The 22,669-nt window shown below is 63.0% G+C and carries 20 protein-coding genes and 1 riboswitch; of the genes, 13 read left to right on the forward strand and 7 right to left on the reverse strand.

Annotation, left to right across the window (positions count from 1 at the left end):
• Positions 1–26: 26 nt before the first annotated feature.
• Both AC5I5I_RS20575 and AC5I5I_RS20580 read right to left on the reverse strand, forming a co-directional pair.
• A complete protein-coding gene (locus tag AC5I5I_RS20575) occupies positions 27–1,274 on the reverse strand; it encodes a multidrug effflux MFS transporter (RefSeq protein ID WP_495976110.1) in 1,248 nt (415 codons plus the stop codon).
• A gap of 13 nt (positions 1,275–1,287) precedes the next feature.
• Positions 1,288–3,123 (reverse strand): aminopeptidase P family protein, encoded by a 1,836-nt coding sequence (locus AC5I5I_RS20580; protein WP_495976112.1) that lies wholly within the window; start codon positions 3,121–3,123, stop codon positions 1,288–1,290.
• A 343-nt stretch (positions 3,124–3,466) separates the two neighbouring features.
• On the opposite strand from AC5I5I_RS20580, the gene AC5I5I_RS20585 reads away from it, so the two are divergent.
• Positions 3,467–3,688, forward strand: a complete 222-nt coding sequence (locus AC5I5I_RS20585; protein WP_495976114.1) for a hypothetical protein — start codon at positions 3,467–3,469, stop codon at positions 3,686–3,688.
• Between the two features lie 60 nt (positions 3,689–3,748).
• Here AC5I5I_RS20585 and AC5I5I_RS20590 read toward each other — a convergent pair whose 3' ends face one another.
• Positions 3,749–4,648 (reverse strand): 50S ribosomal protein L11 methyltransferase, encoded by a 900-nt coding sequence (locus AC5I5I_RS20590; protein ID WP_495976116.1) that lies wholly within the window; start codon positions 4,646–4,648, stop codon positions 3,749–3,751.
• A gap of 290 nt (positions 4,649–4,938) precedes the next feature.
• On the opposite strand from AC5I5I_RS20590, the gene AC5I5I_RS20595 reads away from it, so the two are divergent.
• Genes AC5I5I_RS20595 through AC5I5I_RS20605 form a run of 3 tightly spaced genes read left to right on the forward strand, consistent with a single transcriptional unit; the run spans position 4,939 to position 6,151 of the window.
• Positions 4,939–5,247: a polyhydroxyalkanoic acid system family protein gene (locus tag AC5I5I_RS20595; protein ID WP_495976118.1), complete on the forward strand. Its 309-nt coding sequence runs from the start codon at positions 4,939–4,941 to the stop codon at positions 5,245–5,247.
• A complete protein-coding gene (locus AC5I5I_RS20600) occupies positions 5,244–5,849 on the forward strand; it encodes a hemerythrin domain-containing protein (RefSeq protein ID WP_495976120.1) in 606 nt (201 codons plus the stop codon). The genes AC5I5I_RS20595 and AC5I5I_RS20600 overlap by 4 nt, the downstream gene beginning before the upstream one ends.
• A 5-nt stretch (positions 5,850–5,854) precedes the next feature.
• Complete coding sequence (locus AC5I5I_RS20605; protein WP_495976122.1) at positions 5,855–6,151, forward strand: hypothetical protein; 297 nt, start codon at positions 5,855–5,857, stop codon at positions 6,149–6,151.
• 193 nt (positions 6,152–6,344) lie between these two features.
• Here AC5I5I_RS20605 and AC5I5I_RS20610 read toward each other — a convergent pair whose 3' ends face one another.
• Together AC5I5I_RS20610 and AC5I5I_RS20615 are read right to left on the reverse strand one after the other, a co-directional pair.
• Positions 6,345–7,301, reverse strand: coding sequence for a YidB family protein (locus AC5I5I_RS20610; protein WP_495976124.1), 957 nt, complete (start codon positions 7,299–7,301; stop codon positions 6,345–6,347).
• A gap of 86 nt (positions 7,302–7,387) precedes the next feature.
• On the reverse strand, positions 7,388–8,125 hold the full coding sequence (locus AC5I5I_RS20615; RefSeq protein WP_495976126.1) for a L,D-transpeptidase: 738 nt from the start codon (positions 8,123–8,125) through the stop codon (positions 7,388–7,390).
• 197 nt (positions 8,126–8,322) lie between these two features.
• Positions 8,323–8,533, forward strand: a riboswitch (cobalamin riboswitch).
• 106 nt (positions 8,534–8,639) lie between these two features.
• On the opposite strand from AC5I5I_RS20615, the gene AC5I5I_RS20620 reads away from it, so the two are divergent.
• The 9 genes from AC5I5I_RS20620 (at position 8,640) to guaD (ending at position 20,222) form a co-directional block, all read left to right on the forward strand.
• Positions 8,640–11,516, forward strand: coding sequence for a ribonucleoside-diphosphate reductase subunit alpha (locus AC5I5I_RS20620; protein WP_495976127.1), 2,877 nt, complete (start codon positions 8,640–8,642; stop codon positions 11,514–11,516).
• 40 nt (positions 11,517–11,556) lie between these two features.
• A complete protein-coding gene (locus AC5I5I_RS20625; protein ID WP_495976129.1) occupies positions 11,557–12,684 on the forward strand; it encodes a ribonucleotide-diphosphate reductase subunit beta in 1,128 nt (375 codons plus the stop codon).
• A gap of 240 nt (positions 12,685–12,924) precedes the next feature.
• Positions 12,925–15,738, forward strand: coding sequence for a monovalent cation/H+ antiporter subunit A (locus tag AC5I5I_RS20630; RefSeq protein WP_495976131.1), 2,814 nt, complete (start codon positions 12,925–12,927; stop codon positions 15,736–15,738).
• 2 nt (positions 15,739–15,740) lie between these two features.
• Positions 15,741–16,109, forward strand: a complete 369-nt coding sequence (locus tag AC5I5I_RS20635; RefSeq protein WP_495976312.1) for a Na+/H+ antiporter subunit C — start codon at positions 15,741–15,743, stop codon at positions 16,107–16,109.
• Complete coding sequence (locus tag AC5I5I_RS20640; protein ID WP_495976133.1) at positions 16,106–17,641, forward strand: monovalent cation/H+ antiporter subunit D; 1,536 nt, start codon at positions 16,106–16,108, stop codon at positions 17,639–17,641. The genes AC5I5I_RS20635 and AC5I5I_RS20640 overlap by 4 nt, the downstream gene beginning before the upstream one ends.
• A complete protein-coding gene (locus AC5I5I_RS20645; protein ID WP_495976135.1) occupies positions 17,638–18,135 on the forward strand; it encodes a Na+/H+ antiporter subunit E in 498 nt (165 codons plus the stop codon). Before AC5I5I_RS20640 ends, AC5I5I_RS20645 begins: the two co-directional genes overlap by 4 nt.
• A complete protein-coding gene (locus tag AC5I5I_RS20650; RefSeq protein WP_495976137.1) occupies positions 18,132–18,401 on the forward strand; it encodes a K+/H+ antiporter subunit F in 270 nt (89 codons plus the stop codon). Before AC5I5I_RS20645 ends, AC5I5I_RS20650 begins: the two co-directional genes overlap by 4 nt.
• A 5-nt stretch (positions 18,402–18,406) precedes the next feature.
• Positions 18,407–18,781 (forward strand): Na+/H+ antiporter subunit G, encoded by a 375-nt coding sequence (locus tag AC5I5I_RS20655; RefSeq protein WP_495976139.1) that lies wholly within the window; start codon positions 18,407–18,409, stop codon positions 18,779–18,781.
• Between the two features lie 109 nt (positions 18,782–18,890).
• Positions 18,891–20,222, forward strand: coding sequence for a guanine deaminase (guaD, locus tag AC5I5I_RS20660; RefSeq protein ID WP_495976141.1), 1,332 nt, complete (start codon positions 18,891–18,893; stop codon positions 20,220–20,222).
• Between the two features lie 4 nt (positions 20,223–20,226).
• Here the strand turns inward: guaD and ertE are convergent, their stop codons facing one another.
• Both ertE and AC5I5I_RS20670 read right to left on the reverse strand, forming a co-directional pair.
• Complete coding sequence (ertE, locus tag AC5I5I_RS20665; protein ID WP_495976142.1) at positions 20,227–21,489, reverse strand: N-carbamyl-l-glutamate amidohydrolase ErtE; 1,263 nt, start codon at positions 21,487–21,489, stop codon at positions 20,227–20,229.
• Positions 21,489–22,667, reverse strand: coding sequence for a DUF3095 domain-containing protein (locus AC5I5I_RS20670; RefSeq protein WP_495976145.1), 1,179 nt, complete (start codon positions 22,665–22,667; stop codon positions 21,489–21,491). Before AC5I5I_RS20670 ends, ertE begins: the two co-directional genes overlap by 1 nt.
• Between the last annotated feature and the right edge of the window lie 2 nt (positions 22,668–22,669).

The raw sequence follows: 22,669 nt of genomic DNA on the forward strand, positions 1-22,669 counted from the left end.
GTGAGGCGATGGCTGCGGTTAAACAATCAAGCCTGTGGGTGCTGCGGCTGGCTCCGCTTTCGCAGAAAGACATAGAACGACAGCGACGCCGCAGCCGACAGCACCGCCATCGCGATCGCAAGCGGCATCGCCGTGGTTGCGGTCGCGACGATATGGCTCATGCCCTGAGCCGCGACCGCACCAGTCGACATCTGCAGGAAGCCGGTAATGCCTGACGCCGTGCCTGCCGCCTGCGGCCGCACGCTCACCGCACCGGCCACGCAATTCGGCAGGAAAATCCCGTTGCCGACCGAGATCGCAAGCTGCGGCACGAATATGGTCCACGGCCCGCCATCCGGAAACACCGCGACGGTTGCAATCGTCAGCACCGAGCCGGTCAGCAGCAGGGCGAGGCCGATCTCGATCATGCGGTCGATGCCGTAACGCTGCGAGGTGCGCGACGTGATGAAATTGCCCAGCATGAAACCGCCGGAGGTCGCGATGAACCACACGCCGTATTCCGCAGAGGTGCGCCCCATAATGTTGATGACGACGAAGGGGCCGCCGCCGAGAAAGGCGAAAAAGGTTGCGGTGCCGATCGCGCAGACCAGCACATAACCGACGAACTTCCGGTTCGCGAGCAATTCGCGACTCTCGTGCAAAATAAAGCGTACACCGCCACCGGTGATGTGATCGGGCCGCGTCTCGGGCAATGTCGCGAACGCCCAGGCCATCACCACGGCGGACATCACGCCGGTCAGGACAAACGTGTATTCCCAGCCGAAATGCGTATCGAGCAGTCCGCCGATCAGCGGCGCCGCCATCGGCGCCAGCACCATCACCGTGGTGACCAGACCGATCATGGCGGCGGCACGGTCGCGGGTATAGAGGTCGCGGATGATGGCGCGTCCGATCACCAGCCCGGATGAGGCGCCCAGCGCCTGCAGCGTCCGAAACACGATCAGCATGCCGATCGAGGTCGAGAAGACAGCTGCCACGCTCGCTGCGGCGGTGATGAACAGGCCGGCCAGCAGCACTGGCTTGCGGCCGAAGCGATCCGAGAGCGGCCCGAGCAGGAGTTGCGAGACTGCGAGTCCGAACAGATAGAGCGACAGCGTCAGCTGCACGGTCTCGACGTTGGTATCGAACAGCACCACCAGACCGGGCGTGGCCGGCACGAGGATATTGAGCGAGACCGGGCCGATGGCGCTCATCGCCATCAGCAGCACGATCAGGCCGAACGGCGCCGGGCGCTGATCGGAGGCCGCCTCGGATTTGGGCGTTGGCGCATCCACGAAAGGCTAGACTCTATCGGTTGAGGAGCGGGCGGGTCGCCTCGGCGAGCCAGTTCGCCGTGTCCTTATCAACTAGTGGTGCCACCGTCTCTGCAACTCTCGCATGGTAGCTATCGAGCCACGCCATCTCGTCCGCCGTCATCAGGCCGACATCGATCAGGCGTCTGTCGATCGGCGCGAGGGTGATGGTCTCGAACGCATTCATAGGCCTTTCAGCCCCCGGGATAGGCGGCGCCTCTACCACTAGCACCAGATTCTCGATCCGGATCCCGAATGCGCCTTCCTTGTAGTAGCCGGGCTCATTCGAGAGGATCATGCCGCGCTTGAGCGGCACCGTCCCGAGCTTCGAAATCCGCGCCGGTCCCTCATGCACCGAGAGATAGCTGCCCACGCCGTGGCCGGTTCCATGGTCGAAATCGACGCCGGCCTGCCACAGGAACTGGCGCGCCAGCGTGTCGAGCTGGGCCCCGGAAATCCCGTCGGGAAACACCGCGCGTGCGATCGCGATATGGCCCCTCAGCACCTGGGTGAAGCGCGTGCGCATCTCGGCCGTCGGCGTGCCAACGGCAACTGTGCGGGTGATGTCGGTGGTGCCGTCCTCGTACTGGCCGCCGGAATCGATCAGGAACAATTCGCCCGGCTGGATCGGCCGGTTGCTCTTGCTGGTGACGCGATAATGCACGATGGCGCCGTTCGGGCCCGCTCCCGATATGGTCGGGAACGAGATGTCCTTGAGCAGCCCGCTGTCCCGCCGGAAGGTCTCCAGCGCCTGCACCGCCGCGATCTCGGTCAGTGTGCCGCGCGGTGACTCGCGATCGAACCAGGCGAGAAAGCGCGCCATGGCGGCGCCGTCGCGGGCCTGCGCCGCATGCGCGCCTGCAATCTCGGTCGCGTTCTTGACTGCCTTCATGGCGGTCACCGGATCGGCCACCCGCATCACTTTGCCACCGGCCTGTTTCACCAGCTTGGCGAGAGCGTCGGCCGCCGTCGCCTGATCGAGAAGCACCGCGGCCTGCGTTGCACCGAGCCTGGCCAGATCGTCGGTCAGCGCATCGGGCTCGCGGATTTCGGCTATGCTCGCGAGCCGGTCGCGGACCGCATTGGAGAGCTTGCGCCCATCCACATAGAGCGCCGGCCGTCCAGCTTTCGGGACCATCGCGAAAGCCAAAGGCAACGGCGTGTGCGCTACGTCGGAGCCGCGGATATTGAAGGTCCACGCGATGTTGTGCGGATCGGAGATGACCAGGGCGTCAGCGCGTTGCTTGCCGACCTCAGTCGCGACGCGCTGCAGCTTGTCTTCGGCGGCTTCGCCGGCGAAGCGAGGATCGTGGAGTACGATTGCACCGAGCGGCGGCGCCGGCCGGTCGCTCCAGATTTCGTCGACCGGATTATCCGCGACCGGTTCGAGTACCGCGTCGGCCTTGCCGCACGCCTTTGCCAGCCTCTCGGCACCCTCGGCGGTGTGAAGCCAGGGATCGTAGCCAAGCCGGGTGCCCGCCGTCAGGTTCTGCTCGATCCAAGAGGACGGGGCCGTCTCGACGCTGTTGACCAGAGTGAAGATCGCCGGATCGGTCTGCTCGCGCGCCTGCAAGGTGTAGCGGCCATCGGTGAACAGCACGGCCTTGTCGGCGAGGACGATCAGGAAGCCGGCGGAGCCGGTAAAGCCGCTGAGCCAGGCAATCCGCTCCTCGTTCTCGGGGACATATTCATTCTGATGGCGATCGGCCCGGGGCACGACGAAACCGTCCAGCCCCCGTTGTTTCAGCGCGGCCCGCAGCGCCGCGATGCGCGGTGCTGCGCCGGCGCGGTCGGTGATGTCGTCGAAGGTCTGGAATTTGGCTGAGAACATTAAGGGTGCCTTACGCGCTGGATCGGACGTGCTTACCGGTTTTGCGGCCCGCTGGCACCGCGCGAAAGGATATGCCCGCATTCCTGTTAGGCACGAAATTTTCAATCCCCCCGCTGCCAGTGCAAGTAATTTTGTGCAATGCAATGACTAGTGCTGATGCAACAATTATCAGGGCGCCTCAAAATGCCTCAGGCGTTACCGAAATATGAAGCGATTATGCATACTTAGCAGCCCCCCTATGAATTCTTGGCGTTCGTAAAAATTCCGACTCGCATTATGTTGCACTGCAGAAAGTCTGGAGGACGACCCTGGGTGTCCGTCGATTTTCCATAGGAGAGACACCATGACCGCCATCACCGCCGGTTCCGCAGCAACCTCGATCCCGGCCGCAGTTCGCGCCAAGCAGCCGAGCCTGATGTCCCGCCTGCTGACCTCTTTCATTGAGGCCCGCATGCGCCAGGCTGAACGCGAAATCGCGCTGCATAGCCACTTGCTGCCGGGCCAGTTTCAACTCGCCGGCGAGCGGCTCGCACACAGCGAGAAAGAACTGCCGTTCGTCCGCTAATTCGGCCGGATTTTGCCGGTGAGTAAGTCCTGCGCCCCGGTTTGTCCGGGGCGCTCTGGCTCATCGGCCGCGGCGCATCACCAGCGTCACCCAGCCGTCCAGTATTGTCCGGGATTGCAGCCTCAAGCCTTGGCGGCGGTAGGCTGCGACGACGCCCGGCGCGTGCGCCGAAAGCAGGCCGGACAGGATCAGGCGTCCTCCCGGCGCCAACAGCGTCGACAGAGGCGCCGACATTCGGCGCAGTGGCTGTTCGAGAATGTTGGCGAAGATCAGGTCATAGCGGCCTCGACGAATCCGGCCGCTGTCGACGCCGCTTGCGGTAAAAGCCTGCAACAGCGGCGTGACCCGGTTCAGCCGCGCATTGTCTTGCGCGACTGTCACCGCGACCGGGTCGATGTCGCTCGCAAACACCGGCACCCGCAGCGCCTTTGCAGCGGCGATCGCCAGCAGCCCGGTTCCGGTTCCGACATCGAGAACGCGCCAGCGCCGCGCCGCGGGTGAGCCCTTGCGCAGCGTCTCGAAGGCGATCAGGCAACCGCGTGTGGTGCCATGGTGGCCGGTACCGAAAGCCAGCGCTGCTTCGATCTCGATCCCGATATCATTCGGCCGCAGGCGCATGCGGTCATGCGCGCCGTGCACCACGAAACGACCCGCACGAACCGGCGCGAGGCCCTCGAGGCTTGCCGCAACCCAGTCGCGGGTAGCGATGGTCGAGAATACGAGTTCGTTGGCAACATCCGCTCCCACCACCTGCGCTACTGTTGCGGAAATCAGCTCCTGGTCGGGGGCGTCGTGAAAGGCCGCCTCGACGGTCCAGCGGTCGCCATTTTCAAACATCGAGACCGCACAGCTCTCCGGATCGAGCCGTTCGGCAAGCGCATCGGCAAGCCGGTGCGCGGCTGCCCGCTCCATCGGGATGCGGGCGATCCGGGTTTCGTGAGGCGGGACGGGAGCGGTCATGATCATGGCCGGAAAGGGAAATGCCCGAACATCACAGGCGGGAACTCACAGCCGGACTCAAAAGCCAAATAGGGAGCCGTCTTGCCAACCGTGATGCACAGGCTTTTGCACTGCAAATCCAGCGTGGCAAGGGGTTCATCGGCGCGAATTTCGGGCGGCTTCTGAAGCAATCCCCGCATTTATTCACATCGCTACCGACCTGAGGTTGGACGCGTCCATTCCGGTCTGACGCTTGGCCGATGACGGGCGCGTACCTACATTCCTCGAACAGATCTCAACCGGACGAGGCCATGTCGAAGCCGATTACCGTTTCCATTCCGCATTCCCTCGGCAAGGAGGAGGCGTTGCGCCGTCTCGGCCCCGGTCTCACTGGCGCCGCCAAGGCGTTCCCGGTGCTAAAGGTCGACGAGGAGATCTGGTCCGGCGACCGGCTGACTTTTCGCGTGCGTGCGCTCGGCCAGTCCGCCGCAGGCACCGTCGACGTTGCCGAAGATCATGTCCGGCTTGAGGTTACGCTTCCCTGGCTGCTGCAGAAATTTGCCGAGGTGGCTCAGGCGACCATCCGTGCGCGCGGCAAGCTGCTGCTGGAAAAGAAATGACCGAGCCGACATCCACTTTGGTCCGCGATCTTTCGCTGGCCACACGGTCGGGCCTACCGGATGATCTTCGGCTGCTGCTCGTGCGCTATCCGCGAGAGGTCTGGGCCGCTCACCCCAATCTCGGTCAGATGGCAAGTTTCTGGTTGTCGCGCCACGCCATGTTCCGTGAAATCGGAGGCATGCTCGAGGACGCCTCCGTCCGTTTTCGGGAAGGCCAGACTGACGCGCAGCAATTCGCCAAATTCTTCGCGCCGCGCCTGCAGTTTCTTCTGCAGCAGCTTCACGCACATCATCATATCGAGGACGATCACTACTTCCCCATCTTCCGCAAAGCCGACTCGAGGCTTGCGCACGGCTTTGACTTGCTTGAGGGAGACCACGATCACCTGGCCGCCAACATCGAGAATTCGGTCGAGGCGGCGAACGGGTTCCTGCGCGCACTCGGGGGCCCGGCGGACGCGCTGCGTCCTTGCGTCGAAAGCTGCATGCAGCAATCGACCGTTCTGTTGCAGGGATTGATCCGCCATCTCGACGATGAGGAGGATTTGATCGTCCCGCTTATTCTGGATCGCGGTGAACTTGCGCTTGGGGTGGGGCATTGATGGCCATGAGCCCGACCGACTTCCATGCGCTTTTGCATCGTTTCGAGGAGCGGCTGCCCGGATGGATGGCGCGGCGGTCGCGCTCGCTGCGGGAGCCGAGTGCCCGGATGTGGCGCATACCGACGGCGAGCCTCCTGCTTCTCGGCGGCGTTTTCGGGTTTCTTCCGATTTTGGGTTTCTGGATGCTGCCGCTCGGGCTGGTGCTGCTGGCGGTCGATCTTCCGCGTCTGCAGCCGCCGCTTGCGCGCATGTTGCACTGGATCGAGCGCAAATGGCCGGCCGCCCCGCAGGGGCCAAGGTAGCCGCCCGTCGAAAATACCGTGGCCGGCCGCCGGAATTGATGCCGATCAAATCGTCAACGCCAAAGCTCGTCTAGCGTCGACTTGATCGCCGTATGGCGGTTTCCCGTGGCGGAGGACCGGGTCACGTCGTGTCGCTCCGCCTGCGCAACTTGGGCCCGGCTTCGTGCCGGGCCTTTTTGTTTGCTGCGTTGACTTAAGTCCAGCGCGAGATTTCGTCTTCGGTCGGAAGCCGCCCATCCGGCGTAAGCTGGTTGACCACATCCGGCAGCGTCTCGCTCAGGCCCTGCAGCAGTTCTTGCTTGTCGAGACCGAACTGACCGGCGAGCTGGTCAATGATGTCGGAGCCGAAGGTATTTTCGATCTGGCTTGGCGTCACCGGCATGTTTTCGCCGCGCGACACCCAGGATCTGGCGGCATCGCCGGCGCCGGACTGATCGAATTGCCGCATCAGGTCACCGAGCATGCCACCGCCCGCGCCGCCCGCGAGCAATCCGCCGAGACCGCCGATGCCGGCGCCCTGCAGGAGCCCGCTGAGCGGATCGTTCTGCGCGCCCGAGAAGCGCGCACCGGGCATCCCGCGGCCACCGCTGAGGATATCGCCGAGAATGTCTTCCAGGCTGCCGCCGCGACCGCCACGCGAGGGGTCGCCGCCAGGAAATCCGCCCCCCGGTCTGCCACGCGGATCGCCGCCCGGCATGCCGCGGCCGCCGTTCAGGATGTCATTGAGAATATCGCCAAGGCCTCCGCCACCGCCCATTCCCCCACCCATGTCGCCTTCGTCTTCGTCGTTCATGGGACGGCCGCGCCGGTCGCCGCGCGGCGTTTCGGGCATGCGGCGGGTGGATTCGATCAGCGGACCAAAGTCGCTGTCGTCAGCGGAACCCGAGCGCGGTACCGGCATCGTATCGCTGTCCGGAAACCGGGTCTGCGGCTCGTCGCGAGGGATACGTGCGTCACCGCTGTGTCCCCCCGGCGCGGGCATGGGCGAGGGCGCGCCACCGCCGGCCCGCGAATTCTGATACCAGCGCCAGAGCAGGTACGAGATCAGCGCCATGCCGATCTTCGTCATGTTGCCGCTGCCGCTCGCACTGCCGCCACGCCCGCCGCCGCGGGCCGCGCCGCCGCCAAGCAGAATATCAAGGATGCTCATGGTGTCCCTCCCGACGATGGCAGTCAGCCAGCGAATTTGTCATCGCGCGATCAGGGCACAACCCGGACAGCTGGCCGGCCGGCGCGTCAGTCGTAATAAAAGCGCGGCTGATAGTAATATTGCGGCTGGCCGTAATAGGGCTGGGGCTGCGCGCGCTGATAGCTTCGTCCCGGATGCGGCTGCCACTGGTATCCATCGTAGTAATATTGCTGCTGCTGCTGCGGCTGCCGATAAACCTGGCGCGGAGCGGCATAGCGTTCGCGCGCAAGACGCTCATCGTCCACCGGTGGTGAGTAGGTCGGCGGCAAGCCGGTGCCGCGCTCGACTTGTCGCGAACTGCTGTCGTTCGGGCGCCCTCGGGTCAATTGCCGGTCGGCACGTGCAAGCGCCACCCGTTCGTCGCCCCCAATGGTCACTTTGGTTTTCAGTACGCCTTCGGCCTTCACCAGATCGAACAGCACTTTGGCGTTCTCGGGAGCCAGCCGGACGCACCCACTGGAAGCGGGTCGGCCAAGCTTTCCGGTCTCCAAAGAACCGTGGATCGCATGCCCGCGCTTGGTGAAGAAAATCGAATGCGGCATCGGCGCGTCGTCGAATTCGCGCGAGTGCTGATCCTTTTCCATGCGGAAAGCCTGATAGCTGCCGTCCGGCGTGAAGCGTCCGACCCGACCGGTCGAGACCGGCCATCTGTGCAGCACCTCACCGTCGCGCGCGACCGTCAGCGTCTGCGCGGCTTTATCGACGGTGATCTGGATATCCGCGATTGCCGGAGAGGCCGCGAATGCGGCGAGCGACGTGAACACGATCAAAACGCGGGAATACATTTCAAACCTCGAACTGGGCAGCCATCTTACGTCAATTACAGTAGGAAATAAGGCGCAGATGCGCGGGTACCAGCGACAAGGCTAATCCCGTCTGCGTGAAATGGCGCAAATGCACGTAAATCCGCATGCCGGGCCTTCAGTTAACAGGCTCCGACGATTTTCTCACGCCAGCAATTGACACAGCCCGCGAACAAACTACTAAATCTTGTTGTCACGGTCCCTTGAATCGCAAGATCGAGGGCCAAGAGGGAAGCCGGTGAGCCGTCAGGCGAGGCCGGCGCTGCCCCCGCAACTGTAAGCGGCGAGCCGAAGTCGATCACGCGCCACTGGAAACGCCCTGTTTCCGGGAAGGCCCGACGGACGCAACGACCCGCGAGCCAGGAGACCTGCCGTGACCGCATAGAACGTCCTCGGGCGGGGTGCCCCGATGGATTCGCTTGTTGCCGCCGGCCTCTTCGCCGGGTCGGCTGTGCGCGAACCTTCGGCCATACCGCCCCAAAATTGGGAAAGCCGAATGTCTCTCGCGCTCGAAACCGTCCGATCCCCAGCCCCAAACCTTCCCGTCGCGGCAGTGTCTCCGTCAGCGGCGCAGCCCGACTATCAGGTGATCCGGCGTAATGGCGATGTGACGGCATTCGATGCGTCCAAGATCGCGGTCGCCCTGACCAAGGCGTTTCTCGCTGTCGAGGGCAACAGTGCCGCCGCGTCCCGCCGCGTCCACGATGTGGTCGCCGAACTGACGCGGCAGATCGTGTCGAACCTGACCCGGCGTGCCGATGCCGGCCGCACTTTCCATATCGAGGATGTTCAGGATCAGGTCGAACTGGCCTTGATGCGTGGCGAACATCACAAGGTTGCGCGGGCCTATGTGTTGTACCGTGAGGAGCGGGCGCGTGAGCGCGCGCGATCTGCGCCGAAGGACATGCCGGAGATCGCGAAGTCGCGTACGTTGCATGTGACGGCGGCCGATGGCACGAAAGCACCGCTCGACAGCACGCGTCTCGATGCGGTGATCGCGGAAGCGTGCGACGGACTGGACGGCGTTTCCTCTGCAGCCATTGTCACCGAGACACACCGCAATCTTTATGACGGCATTTCGATCGAGGAATTGGCGCTCGCACCCATTCTTGCTGCACGAACCCTGATTGAAACCGAGCCGAACTATGCCAAGGCCAGCGCACGACTACTGCTCGACAAACTGCGCCGCGAAGCATTGACGCATGTTCTTGGCTGCCCGACGGAATCGACGCAGGCGGAAATGCAGGCGGGTTATCCGGACTATTTCCATGCCTACATCAAAACGGGCATAGCGGCAGAACTGCTCGATCCCGAACTGGCCCGCTTCGATCTGGTCCGTCTCGCCGCCGCGCTGAAGCCCGAACGCGATCTTCAGTTCGATTATCTCGGATTCCAGACGCTGTACGACCGCTACTTCCTGCATGTCCGCGGCACACGAATCGAACTGCCTCAGGCGTTCTTCATGCGCGTGGCGATGGGGCTTGCCTTGCGGGAGATTGACCGAGAGGGCAAGGCGATCGAGTTCTACAACCTGCTGTCGTCGTTCGCTTTCATGGCGTCGACGCCGACGCTGTTCAACGCCGGCACGCTGCGTCCACAACTCTCGTCGTGTTTCCTGACCACCGTTCCGGACGATCTCGACGGCATCTTCAAGTCGGTGAAGGACAACGCGCTGCTGGCCAAATACTCCGGCGGTCTCGGCAACGACTGGACCCGCGTCCGCGGTCTTGGCGCCCACATCAAGGGGACCAATGGCGAAAGCCAGGGAATCGTGCCGTTCCTGAAGGTCGCAAACGATACGGCGATCGCGGTCAACCAGGGCGGCAAGCGCAAGGGTGCCGTCTGCGCCTATCTGGAAACCTGGCATATCGACGTCGAGGAGTTTCTCGATCTCCGCAAGAACACGGGCGACGACCGCCGGCGCACGCACGACATGAACACTGCCAATTGGGTGCCGGACCTTTTCATGGAGCGGGTCGAAGCCGACGGGGCATGGACCCTGTTCTCACCCGACGAAGCGCCGGACCTGCACGACCTTTTCGGCCACGCTTTCAAGGCGGCCTACGAAGCCTATGAGGCCAAAGCCGCGCGCGGAGAGATGAAAGTCTTCAAGCAGGTGCGCGCCGCCGATCTCTGGCGCCGCATGCTGACGATGCTGTTCGAGACCGGGCATCCCTGGATCACGTTCAAGGATCCTTGCAATATCCGATCGCCGCAACGCCATGCCGGCGTGGTGCACTCGTCCAATCTCTGCACCGAGATCACGCTCAATACGTCAAATGACGAAGTCGCGGTCTGCAATCTCGGCTCGGTCAATCTCGCGGCTCATATCGGGCCGCAAGGCCTCGACCACGACAAACTCGGCGGCACGGTCAAGACCGCAATGCGCATGCTCGACAACGTCATCGACATCAATTTCTACACGATACCGGAAGCTCGGCGTTCGAACCTGCGCCACCGGCCGGTCGGGCTCGGCCTCATGGGCTTCCAGGATGCGTTGCAAATGCTCCGCTTGCCCTATGCCTCGGAGGGGGCGGTGCGCTTTGCGGACGAGAGCATGGAGGCGATTTCTTTCCATGCCATATCGGCGTCTGCCGATCTTGCCGCCGAGCGCGGGCGCTATCCAAGCTATGACCGATCGCTGTGGTCGAAGGGGATTTTGCCGATCGATTCGATCGAGCTGCTAGCGGACGCCCGCAGCACGCTTGATCTCGACCGCTCGGAGCGGCTGGACTGGGAAGGCCTGCGGGAGCGGGTGAAGGCCGTCGGGATGCGCAATTCGAACACGATGGCGATCGCGCCGACAGCGACGATCTCGAACATCTGCGGCGTTAGCCAGTCGATCGAGCCGGCCTACCAGAACCTGTACGTGAAATCGAACATGTCGGGTGATTTCACCGTGGTGAATGCCTTCCTGGTCCGCGATCTCAAGGCGCGAGGCTTGTGGGACGAGGTGATGGTGTCGGACCTGAAATACTTCGATGGCGTCGCGGGCCAGATCGACCGGATCCCGGACGATCTGAAATCGCTTTATGCGACCGCGTTCGAGATCGACAGCGCATGGCTGATCGAGGCCGCTGCGCGCCGCCAGAAGTGGATCGACCAGGCTCAGTCGCTCAATCTCTATATCGCCAATCCCTCAGGGAAGAAGCTGGATGCGCTGTACAGGCTCGCATGGCAGCGCGGGCTGAAGACCACCTATTACCTGCGCTCGCGCTCGGCGACGCATGTCGAAAAATCGACGCTGAAGGGCACGGACGGAAAGCTCAATGCGGTGTCGGCCGTGTCAGCCGTCTTCACCAAGAGCGCAATGATGCCCGATGCGATGCCGTCATGCCGCATCGATGATCCGGATTGTGAAGCCTGCCAGTGATGCATTTCGCGTAGCGACAAGAACAAGGGGGAAAACCATCATGCTCGACTGGTCCGATACTGACGCAAAGCCCGCGATACCGGCGCCGCTGATCGTGTTCGCAAAGCCCTCGGCGGAGCCGACGGGGCTCGGGGCGATCGACCGCGAGGGCGGACGGGTCTCGATCGACCAGAAAGCAATGATCAATTGCCGAGCCGATGTGAACCAGTTGCTTCCGCTCAAGTACAAATGGGCCTGGGAGAAATACCTCGCCGGCTGCAACAATCACTGGATGCCGACCGAGGTGTCGATGCAGGCCGACATCGCGCTGTGGAAGTCCCGCGACGGCCTGACCGAGGACGAGCGGCGCGCGATCAAGCGCAACCTGGGCTTCTTCGCGGCGTCAGAAAGCCTGGTTGCCAACAACATCGTGCTCGCGATCTACCGGCACCTCACGAACCCGGAATGCCGGCAATATCTTCTGCGCCAGGCATTCGAGGAGGCGGTGCATACGCACACTTTCCAGTACATCGTCGAAAGCCTCGGGCTCGACGAGGGCGAGCTCTTCAACATGTACCGCGAGGTGCCTTCGATCACCGACAAGGCCGCCTGGGCGCTGAAGCACACACAGCATCTCGACGATCCTGACTTCAAGACCGGGACACCGGAATCCGACCGCGCGTTCCTGCGCGATCTCATTGCCTTCTATGTGATCTTCGAAGGGATGTGGTTCTATACCGGCTTTGCGCAGATCCTTTCGCTCGGCCGGCGCAACAAGATGGTGGGCATCGCCGAGCAGTACCAATACATCCTGCGCGACGAGAGCATTCATCTCAACTTCGGCATCGATGTCATCAATCAGATCAAGATCGAAAACCCGCATCTTTGGTCGCGCGAGTTTCAGGCTGAGGTCGCAGGAATGGTGCGCGAAGCGGCCGAACTGGAGGTCGCCTATGGCCGCGATACCATGCCGCGTGGCTTCCTCGGGCTGAACGCAGCATTGTGCGAGCAGTATATGCATTTCATCGCCAACCGGCGCTGTGCGCAACTCGGGCTGGTCTCGGTCTTTCCAGAGACCGACAATCCGTTTCCGTGGATGTCGGAGGCAATGGACCTCAAGAAGGAAAAGAACTTCTTCGAGACCCGCGTCATCGAATATCAGAATGGCGGCGCGCTGACCTGGGATTGAGTTCGGCCCCTGGATTGATACCCACCTGTCCCCAACTTCCAACGGTTCGGCGGCCTGGGTTGTTTTTGTGCTCGCAATTTGATCCGCGGCTTGCAACCATGCGGCCATCTGTCGCTGAGCGGCGATGGAGTTTGAAAAGCGTCGCCCTAAAGGCGGGGTTGGCAGAAAAGGCTGGGTTGACGATAAGAAAAGTGAATTCCTTTCCATGCTCGACCTGCGACCGCACCCATCCAAGCTTCCATGAAACTTGCGCTTATCGTTCTGATCCCTTTCATCGGGGCGTTGCTGCCGCCCCTGGCCATCCGTGCCGGCCGCAACGTCTGCACCGTGGTCACCGCCGGCGTCTCTGCGCTGTCGCTGATCATATTGCTGACGCTGGTCCCGCAGGTCTATTCGGGCGGGGTGCCGCATAGCCGGTTCGAGTGGCTGCCGCAGCTCGGCTTGTCGTTCTCGTTTTTCGCCGACGGACTCGGGCTGTTTTTCGCAGCCATGATCCTGTCGATCGGGCTGCTGATCATCCTCTATGCGCGCTTCTATTTGAGCCGCAACGATGCGGTCGGCCGGTTCTTCTGTTATCTTCTGATGTTTCAGGGGTCGATGCTCGGCATTGTTCTGAGCGACAATATCCTTCTGCTGATTGTGTTCTGGGAGCTTACGAGCCTCACGTCATTTCTTCTGATCGGCTATTGGTACCATCTTCCGGAATCGCGCGCTGGCGCACGGATGGCGCTGATCGTCACCGGCGGTGGCGGTCTTGCGCTGATGGGCGGCATGCTGCTACTCGGCAACATTGCCGGCACTTTCGAGATCAGCGAGATCCTGACGCGCGGCGAACAGATCAAGGCATCGCCGCTTTATCTGCCCGCGCTTCTGCTTATTCTGATCGGTGCTTTCACCAAGTCGGCGCAGTTTCCGTTCCATTTCTGGCTGCCGCATGCGATGGCGGCGCCGACGCCGGTCTCTGCCTATCTGCATTCCGCCACGATGGTGAAAGCGGGCGTGTTCCTGCTGGCGCGTCTGTGGCCGGCGCTGTCGGGCACGCCGGAATGGTTCCTGATCGTGTCCATGACCGGACTCGTGACGATGGTCGTCGCGGCATGGATCGCGATATTCAAGGACGACCTGAAAGCGCTGCTGGCCTTTTCGACGGTCAGCCATCTCGGCTTGCTGACGATGCTGCTCGGTTTGTCGACCCGCATGGCGGTGGTGGCGGCGGTCTTCCATGTGCTCAACCACGCGACTTTCAAGGCTGCGCTCTTCATGAGCGCGGGCATTGTCGATCATGAGACCGGCACCCGCGACATCCGAAAGCTCGGCGGGCTCATCCATGTGATGCCGATCACCGCCACGCTGGCGATCATCGCCGCGGCGTCGATGGCCGGCATGATCGGGCTTAACGGCTTTCTCTCCAAGGAGTTGATGCTGGAGGAGGCGGCGACCACGGTTTATGCCGGGCAGGCCTGGCTGTTTCCGGTATTCGCCACCCTTGGCGGCCTGTTCTCCGCGGCCTATTCGGCGCGGCTGATCTTCGCCGTGTTTTTTGGCCGCAAGCGCGATGATTACGCTCATCATCCGCACGACCCTCCGTTCGGAATGTGGCTGCCGGTCGCGCTGCTGGTCATTCCGGTGATCGCCATCGGTTTGGTGCCGCAGATTTTTGCCGGTGCCATCGTCGAGCGTACGGCGCTTGCAACCGCGGGCGGCGCGCTTCCCGATTACTATCTCGCGATCTGGCACGGGATCACGCCTGCGCTGATCATGAGCCTCATCGCCACATTCGGCGGACTGCTGCTTTATCTCCTGTACGCACAGGTGAACCGACTGCGTCTGGCCGTGCCCCGGCCGGACGCCATGACCATGTTCCAGGCCACCATCGCCGGCATCGTTGTTTTCTCCCGGCGGCTGATGGCAGCGTTCGATAATGGCAGCCTGCCACGCTATTTCGGGGTCACGGTCGCTGCGGTCTGCGTTTTCGGTTTCGCCGGCTTCCTGACCTCACCGTATGCGCCGGGCACGCGGCCGACGCTTCCTGTCAACCTGCCGGCAGTCACCGGCTGGCTCGCGCTGATCGCGGCGTGCATCCTGATCGTCGCCCGCCATCACGACCGGCTGTTCGCACTGATCATCACCAGTGTGGTCGGGCTGATCGTCTCTCTCGCCTTCCTGCAGTTCTCCGCTCCAGACCTCGCGCTGACGCAGATCTCGGTCGAGGTCGTCACGACCATCCTGTTGCTGCTGGCGATCAACCTGCTTCCCCGCATCAGCGCGAACGATTTGCCGCGGCGTGCCAGCCTCGGCGCCGGCGCTTTTGCGCTGATCGTCGGCGCCGGTGTGGCTGCGCTGGCCTATGCCATTCTCACCCGCGGCTTTGAGACGATCTCGGACTACCATGTCGCGCAATCCAAGCCCGGCGGCGGCGGCACCAACGTCGTCAACGTGATCCTGGTCGATTTCCGCGGCTATGATACGTTCGGCGAAATCATCGTTCTTGCGATCGCTGCGCTGACGATCTTTGCCCTGCTTGACGCCGCTCTGCACGGAGCGTCCGGGCGGCGGCTCGCGGCCACGCGGTTCGGGCCCCAGGCGTTCGATCCGCATCCGTTGATGATGATCGTGATCACGCGCGTGGTGCTGCCGCTGGCGTTGATGACCGGCGTGTACATTCTGCTTCGCGGGCACAACTTGCCCGGCGGCGGGTTCATCGCCGGGCTGATCGTCGCCATCGCCTATCTCATGCAATACATGGCGAGCGGCTATCTCTGGGCGCAGAAGCGCGCGCGAATGGATGCGCATCTGATGATCGGCGGCGGTGTCGCCATCGCCGGCGCGACCGGCCTGGCGTCGCTGCTGTTCGATCGCCCCTTCCTGAGTTCGACCTTCGGCTATTTCGACTTGCCGCTCTTCGGCGAGGTTGAACTGGCCTCCGCCATGGCGTTCGATGTTGGCGTGTTCTTCACGGTGCTCGGGACCTGCATCCTGTCGCTGGCGACAATATCCCGCGTCGAGAATCGCGCCGAGGAAGCCTCCAACCTGGCAGCGGGGAGGCCGTCATGAGCATGGAGTTGCTGCTCGCGACGGCGATCGGGGCGATGACCTCCGTTGGCATCTATCTGCTGTTTCAGCGGCGCACATTTCCGGTCGTGATCGGATTGTCGTTTTTGTCCTACGCGGTGAATGTGTTCCTGTTCGCGATGGGCCGGCTGGTGATCGACCTGCCGCCGATCATTTCAAAGAGCGCGACGGGTTATACCGACCCGCTGCCGCAGGCGCTGGTGTTGACTGCGATTGTCATCACCTTCGGCATGACGGCGCTGATCGTCGTGCTGTCGCTGCGCGCCTTTCTCGAGACCGGCTCGGATGACGTCTCGCTCGGTGGTGGCTCCGACGATGACGTGGCGGCCCGGCCGAAGGAGCCCCGGCGATGAACCAGGGCATGATCCTGCCGGTCGCAATTCCGGCAATGGCAGCCGCATTGCTTGTGCTGGTGTCGCGTTATGGGCTGAGGGTGCAGCGCGTGACCTCGGTGGTCGCGATCATGCTGCAACTGGCCGTCGCCGCCTGGCTTTATGCGCTGGCTGCCGATGGTGAGACCCGCGTCTATCTGCTCGGCAATTGGCCGGCGCCATTCGGTATCGTTCTAGTGCTAGACCGCCTGGCGGCGACAATGCTGTTGCTGGCGGGTGTGCTGGGGACCGGCGTTCTGATCGCGTCGCTCGGCAGATGGGACCAGCTCGGCCGCCATTTCCATGCGCTGTTCCAGTTCCAGCTTCTTGGCGTCAACGGCGCTTTCCTGACCGGGGACCTCTTCAACCTGTTCGTGTTCTTCGAGGTGCTGCTGATCGCGTCGTACGGACTGATGCTGCATGGCGGCGGAGCGCGCCGCCTGAAAGCCGGCTTTCATTACGTGGCGATCAACCTGATCGGGTCGACCGTTTTCCTGTTCGCCGTGGGCACCATCTATGCAGTGACCGGCACGCTCAACATGGCCGATCTCGCGATCAAGGTTCGGAACGTCGCCGCCGGCAACGAGGCGCTGCTGTCCGCGGGCGCGCTGCTGCTGTTCACGGTTTTTGCGATCAAATCGGCGATGGTGCCGCTGCATTGGTGGCTGCCGCCGACCTATGGCTCCACTTCGCCGCCGGCCGCAGCCATGTTTGCAATCATGACCAAGGTCGGCGCCTATTCGATCATTCGCGTTTACACCCTGATATTCGGCGCCGATGCCGGTCCGCTTGCGGGCATTGCGCTGCCATGGATCATGCCTGCCGCAATCCTCACGCTCGTGATTGGCACATTCGGCATGCTGGCAAGCCGCGCGCTCAGCGACCTGGTCGCCTATTCGGTCATCGCGTCGATGGGCACGTTGCTCATTGCAGTCGGACTTGGCAGCGGCGATGGCCTTTCAGCGGCGCTCTATTATGCGGTGCAGAGCACCCTGACGAGCGCCGGCCTGTTTCTGCTGGCCGGCATTCTGGTGCATCGTCCGGAGGTTCGCCCCGCTTCAGTAGAGCCTGCCGGACTGAGCGGCGAGGTCATGTTGCTCGGCGGCTTGTATTTCCTGCTTGCGATCGCGATGGTCGGCATGCCGCCGCTGGCCGGATTCCTGGGCAAGCTCCTGATCCTCGACGCAGCGCGGGCGAGCGGGGAGGCCTCTCTCGTATGGCCGGCGATCCTGATCACGAGTCTTCTGTTGATCCTGAGCTTCGCCCGCGCCGGCATCCGGACATTCTGGACCGCGCCGGATCGGTTGCTCGGCGATCCGGGCAAGACCGGGTTCCGGACATTGCCAATCGTCGTCATCGCCGTGCTGATTGGAGCGATGGCCGCGCTGTCCGGTTTCGCCGGCCCCGCCATGTCGGACATGACTGCGACCGCAAAGCAGCTGCTTGAGCCTCAGCTTTACATCGACGCGGTCCTCAAATCCGCGCCCCGCACCGCTGCGATGGTGACGCCATGACTTTGCTCATGCGCATCTTTCCGCATCCGCTTCTGAGCCTGACCCTGGCCGTGGTCTGGGTGCTGCTGGTGAACGACTTCTCGATCGGCAATTTCGTGTTCGGCCTGATCCTCGGCGTTGCAATTGCAAAGATCAGCAGCCCGTATTGGCCCGGCCGTCCGAAGATCCGCAATCCGCTTGCGATCATGGAGTATGGCCTTGTCGTGCTCTGGGACATCGTCGTGTCCAATGTGCAGGTGGCTTACCTGGTGTTGTTCAGGCGCAGCGAAAGCCTGCGCTCGCGCTTCATCACGATCCCGCTCGACTTGAAGTCGCCCGAAGCCATCGCGGTGCTGGCGGGAACGATCACGATGACGCCCGGCACCGTGAGCGCCGATCTCAGCGCCGACGGCCATTCCCTGCTGGTTCATTGCCTCGAGACCGACGATCCGGAGGGCACGGTCGCGTCAATCAAATCCCGTTACGAAAGCCGGCTGATGAGGATTTTCGAATGATAGCAATGGCATCCATAGTTGCGTTGATCGCAATCGCCGTGTCCGTCATGCTCAACCTGTACCGGCTCTGGGCTGGTCCCGACGCCACCGATCGCATCCTGGCGCTCGATACGATGGTGATCAACGCGATCGGATTGATCGTGCTGGCCGGGATTTTGTTCGGCACGACGATTTATTTCGAGGCCGCGTTGCTGTTTGCCATGGTCGGCTTCATTTCGACCGTGGCCTTCTGCAAGTTCCTGTTGCGCGGCAATGTGATCGAGTAGACGTCATGCAGTTGGTAGGCGAAATCCTTGTCTCGGCGCTGATCGTCACCGGCGCATTTTTTCTCTTCGTCGGTTCGTTCGGCCTTGCGAAACTGACCGATACGATGCGCAGGCTGCATGCGCCGACCAAGGCGACCACGCTCGGCATCGGTGCGCTGCTGATCGCGTCGATGGTGTATTTTCTGCTGTTTCACAATTTGCCGACGGCGCACGAACTGATGATCTCGCTGTTCCTGTTTCTGACGGCCCCGGTCACGGCCAACATGGTGGCCAAGGCGCATATCTTTCGCCACAAGAACGTGCAGGACGAGATGACTCCGCCGACCAGCGGTCCCGGCTGGGCCACCCTGTCGGAGGTCGAGACGGAGCGGCCGCAATAGCCGCACGCAATGCGCCGGACTAACAGGCCTGGCAGCCGTGTAGACGATGACTTAATGTTTACGCCGATCGTGGCATTGAGAGACCTGATCCGTTGCCGCGGAGTTTGAAATGCCGACAGCGATTCGTGGTCCGGTGCTCACCTATACGGGCGATCCGTTCAAGAGCGGGTTCGACAGCACGATGGTCCATGAGCCGGACGCCATCGTCGCGATGGACAATGGACTGATCACGCATTTCGGTCCGGCAGCCGCGATCGAGCCGTTGTTGCCGCCGGGGACGGACATCAGGAATTACGGCCCCGACGCGCTGATTTCGGCGGGCTTCATCGACAGCCACGTGCACTTTCCGCAGACGCCGATGATCGCCGCCTATGGCGACCAGTTGCTCGACTGGCTCGACAAGTACACCTACCCGGTCGAGCAGAAATATTCCGACAAGGAGTTTGCGCGCGGCGTCGCCAAGATGTTTCTGCGCGAAAATCTGAGGAACGGGATCACCAGCGGCTCCGTCTATTGCACGGTTCATCCTCAGTCGGTCGATGCGCTGTTCGAGGAGGCGGAGAAGCTCGGCATGCGGCTGGCCGCCGGCAAGGTCCTGATGGACCGCAACGCGCCGGAGAAACTCAGGGATACGGCACAGTCGGGCTACGACGAGTCGAAGGCGCTGATCGCGAAATGGCATAATCGCGGCCGGCTGATGTACGCCATCACGCCACGCTTCGCCGCGACCAGTTCGCGCGAGCAGCTGGAGGCCGCCGGCGCGCTCTGCAACGAGCATCCGGACTGTTTCATGCAGACCCATGTGTCCGAGAACCAACGAGAGGTGACGTGGATCAGGGAGCTTTTCCCGGAGCGGAATGGCTATCTCGATGTCTACGATCATTATTCGCTGTGCCGGCCGCGCGCGGTGTTCGGACACGGCATCTATCTGACTGACGACGAGATGCAGGTGATGCATCGCACCGGTTCGGCGATCGCGCATTGCCCGACGTCGAACTTCTTCCTTGGCAGCGGCTGCTTCAATATCGCCCGGGCAATGCAACAGGAGCGCCCGGTCCGCGTCGGTCTCGGCACCGATATCGGCGCCGGCACATCGTTTTCGATCCTCGCGACATTGGGCGAGACCTACAAGGCGGCGCAGATGAACGGCCACGCCTTGTCCGCCGGACACGCCTATTACGTCGCGACGCGCGGCACCGCGCATGCGATGTACCTGGACGACAAGATCGGCAGCATCGCGCCTGGCATGGAGGCCGATCTGGTGGTTCTCGATATGAAATCCACGCCGCTGATCGAGTATCGGATGCAATTCGCGAGGGATTTCGAGGAAGCCCTGTTCATCCAGATGACGCTCGGCGACGATCGTGCCGTGCAGGCCACCTATGTCGCAGGCGAATTGGTCTATCGGCGCGACCGCGACAATCCGTTTGTCGCGATCTAGGCTTTCAGCCTGTTGAACTGCCGCGGTCGAAGCGCAGCACCGCTTCGGCGATCACCGCGGTGCCGGCGGCCAGCGCATCAGGCTCCGCCCATTCCTCCGGCGCGTGGCTCTTTCCGTCACGGCAGGGGATGAACAACATGGCCGACGGCGCGATCCGCGCCACGAAGGCGGCGTCGTGTCCGGCGCCGGAGGCGATGTCGGTGCTGGTGAAGCCAAGCGCATTCGCGCTGTCCCGCAATAATCCGCGCAGGCGAGCATCGCAGGCGGTCGGGTTGGTGTCGGACAGTCTCGCGAACACGGCGCGTTCGGTGCGGCTCTCGCTCGCGAATGTACGGGTCTCACGATCCAGCAGCGCGAGAAACTCGTCCATCAGGGCGCGATTTTCGGAGCGCGCATCGATGACGATGCGCGCCTCCTGCGGCACCACATTCGACGCACCCGGCGAGACCGAGACGATTCCGATGGTGGCGACGAACAGGCCTTCCTTGCGGGAAACGAATTCGCGGGCGACCCGGTCGACGAACACGGCAGTCTTGGCCGCCGGCGTAAACGCATCGCGCCGCAGATGCATCGGTGTGGTTCCAGCGTGATCGGCCGAGCCCCGAAACACGACTTCGATACGGGTGATCCCGACGATCGCCGTCACGATGCCGACATCGAGCCGGCCGTCCTGAAGCACGAGCCCCTGCTCGATATGCAGTTCGAAAAAGCAGGCGATGTCGCTGCGCTTTGCCGTCGCGAGTGCCGCGACATTTCCGCCGACCCGGTCGATCGCGTGCGAGAGCACCTCGCCTGACGGGTCGGTATATCGCAGCATCCCGTCGTCAAGGACGCCGGCCATGCCGCGGCTGCCGATGCACGACAGGCCGAATTCGCTCGGCTCCTCGGCGAGAAAGTCGATCACCTCGATTGCGTGGCGCAGCACGACGCCCGATTCCGCAAGCGAGCGGACGATTTCGAGTGCGGCGAGCACACCGGCCGGCCCGTCGAAGCGGCCCCCGGATGGCACCGAGTCGGAATGCGAGCCGATCAGAATCGTGCCGGCGGCTGGGTCTGAGCCGGCGCGGCGGCCGATGAGATTGCCCGCATTGTCAATGCGCGTTTCCAGGCCCGCCGCTTCAAAGCGCTGGCGCAGCCAGATCCGGCCCTGGTCGAATAGCGGGGAGAACGAGCGGCGGGTATAGGGCTTGCCCGGATCGGTGATCTCGGCGAGCTGCATCAGGTCGTCCCACAGCCGCCGGCCGTCGATCGGCAAGTTACCCGCCATCACGCCCCCTCAATCCGGTCAGCGCTAGTGGCGTCCTGATCCGCGCTTTTCAGGGCCGCCGCCGCCAGCGCATACCCGCCGGACGCTCCGTCGACGAAATGCATGTGATCCGAGTGCGTCGGGAAGGGCGCGAAACAGGTCATCATCGCAGCCTGCTGGCGATGCAATCCGAAGCGGACCGATCCCGCGCGCGCGGCGGCAGCGAGCCTGCGTTCGATTTCCTCGGCGAGTTCTGGCGTGCAGTCGATGATCATGCGCAGGGCATCGTCGTATTTGCGGAAGTCGGAATTGGCAACAAGCTGCCTCAGATAGACCGCGGGAATGAATTGTCCGATGCGCAGGCGGAAGCGAAAGACCAGGTAGTAGAATGACGTCAAAAGGAATGCCGCGCTGCGCCGGATGAACAACGGAATGCCGGTACGGCGCGATACGCGAGCCTCCATGTCCACGCCCTGCCAGCCGAATTTCGGTCCCTGCTCGGGGACGGGCGCGTGGCCTCTCTGCTCGGACAGCAGGATCAGGTCCTCCACCACGCGGCGGAAGCTTCCGTCGTTACCTCGCGCGCCCGGAACCACCAGCAGCGCCAGCACGACACCGTGCAGCGAAGGCATTTCCTCAAAGCGGCAGGACAGCCCGCTCAGATCGGGTCGCGTGCCGGGCGGCGCCGGCGCCACCGCGAACAGACCACGCTTCATCGCCGCCTCGGCCCAGGCAAGTCCGCCGCCCATGAACATGGCGTAGTTCACGTCTTCAGATGGTCCGAAGCGGGCAACGCGGACATCAAGTCCGCTCGCGCGCAACTCTTCGACCGGCACCATGGCGCCACGCAATTCGAGTGACATTTCCTCCTGCGCCCAGCGTAAGGTCGCAGCCAGCGCCGCGCGCGCGGCCTCGGCGGCGGAGGGGGGCACGGCAAAGCTCGCGCCGTCGCCGCCGAATACAAACGGAAACTCACGGCCGATTGCATTGACCACGGCGGCAATGCCCGCCACACCGGCCATGTTGACCGCCTTGTAGCGATTATCCTGGATGGCGCGGGTGGAGCCGACGACATCGGTCGTGCCGATTACCCAATCCGGCGGTAGCGGTTGATACAATGTCTCGTCCAGGACGCGCGGAAAACCGCGAAACACCGGGACGCGGTCATAGAAGCTGTCGCTGTCAGGTTCCGAATTCACAG

Source organism: Pseudorhodoplanes sp. (assembly GCF_059499825.1).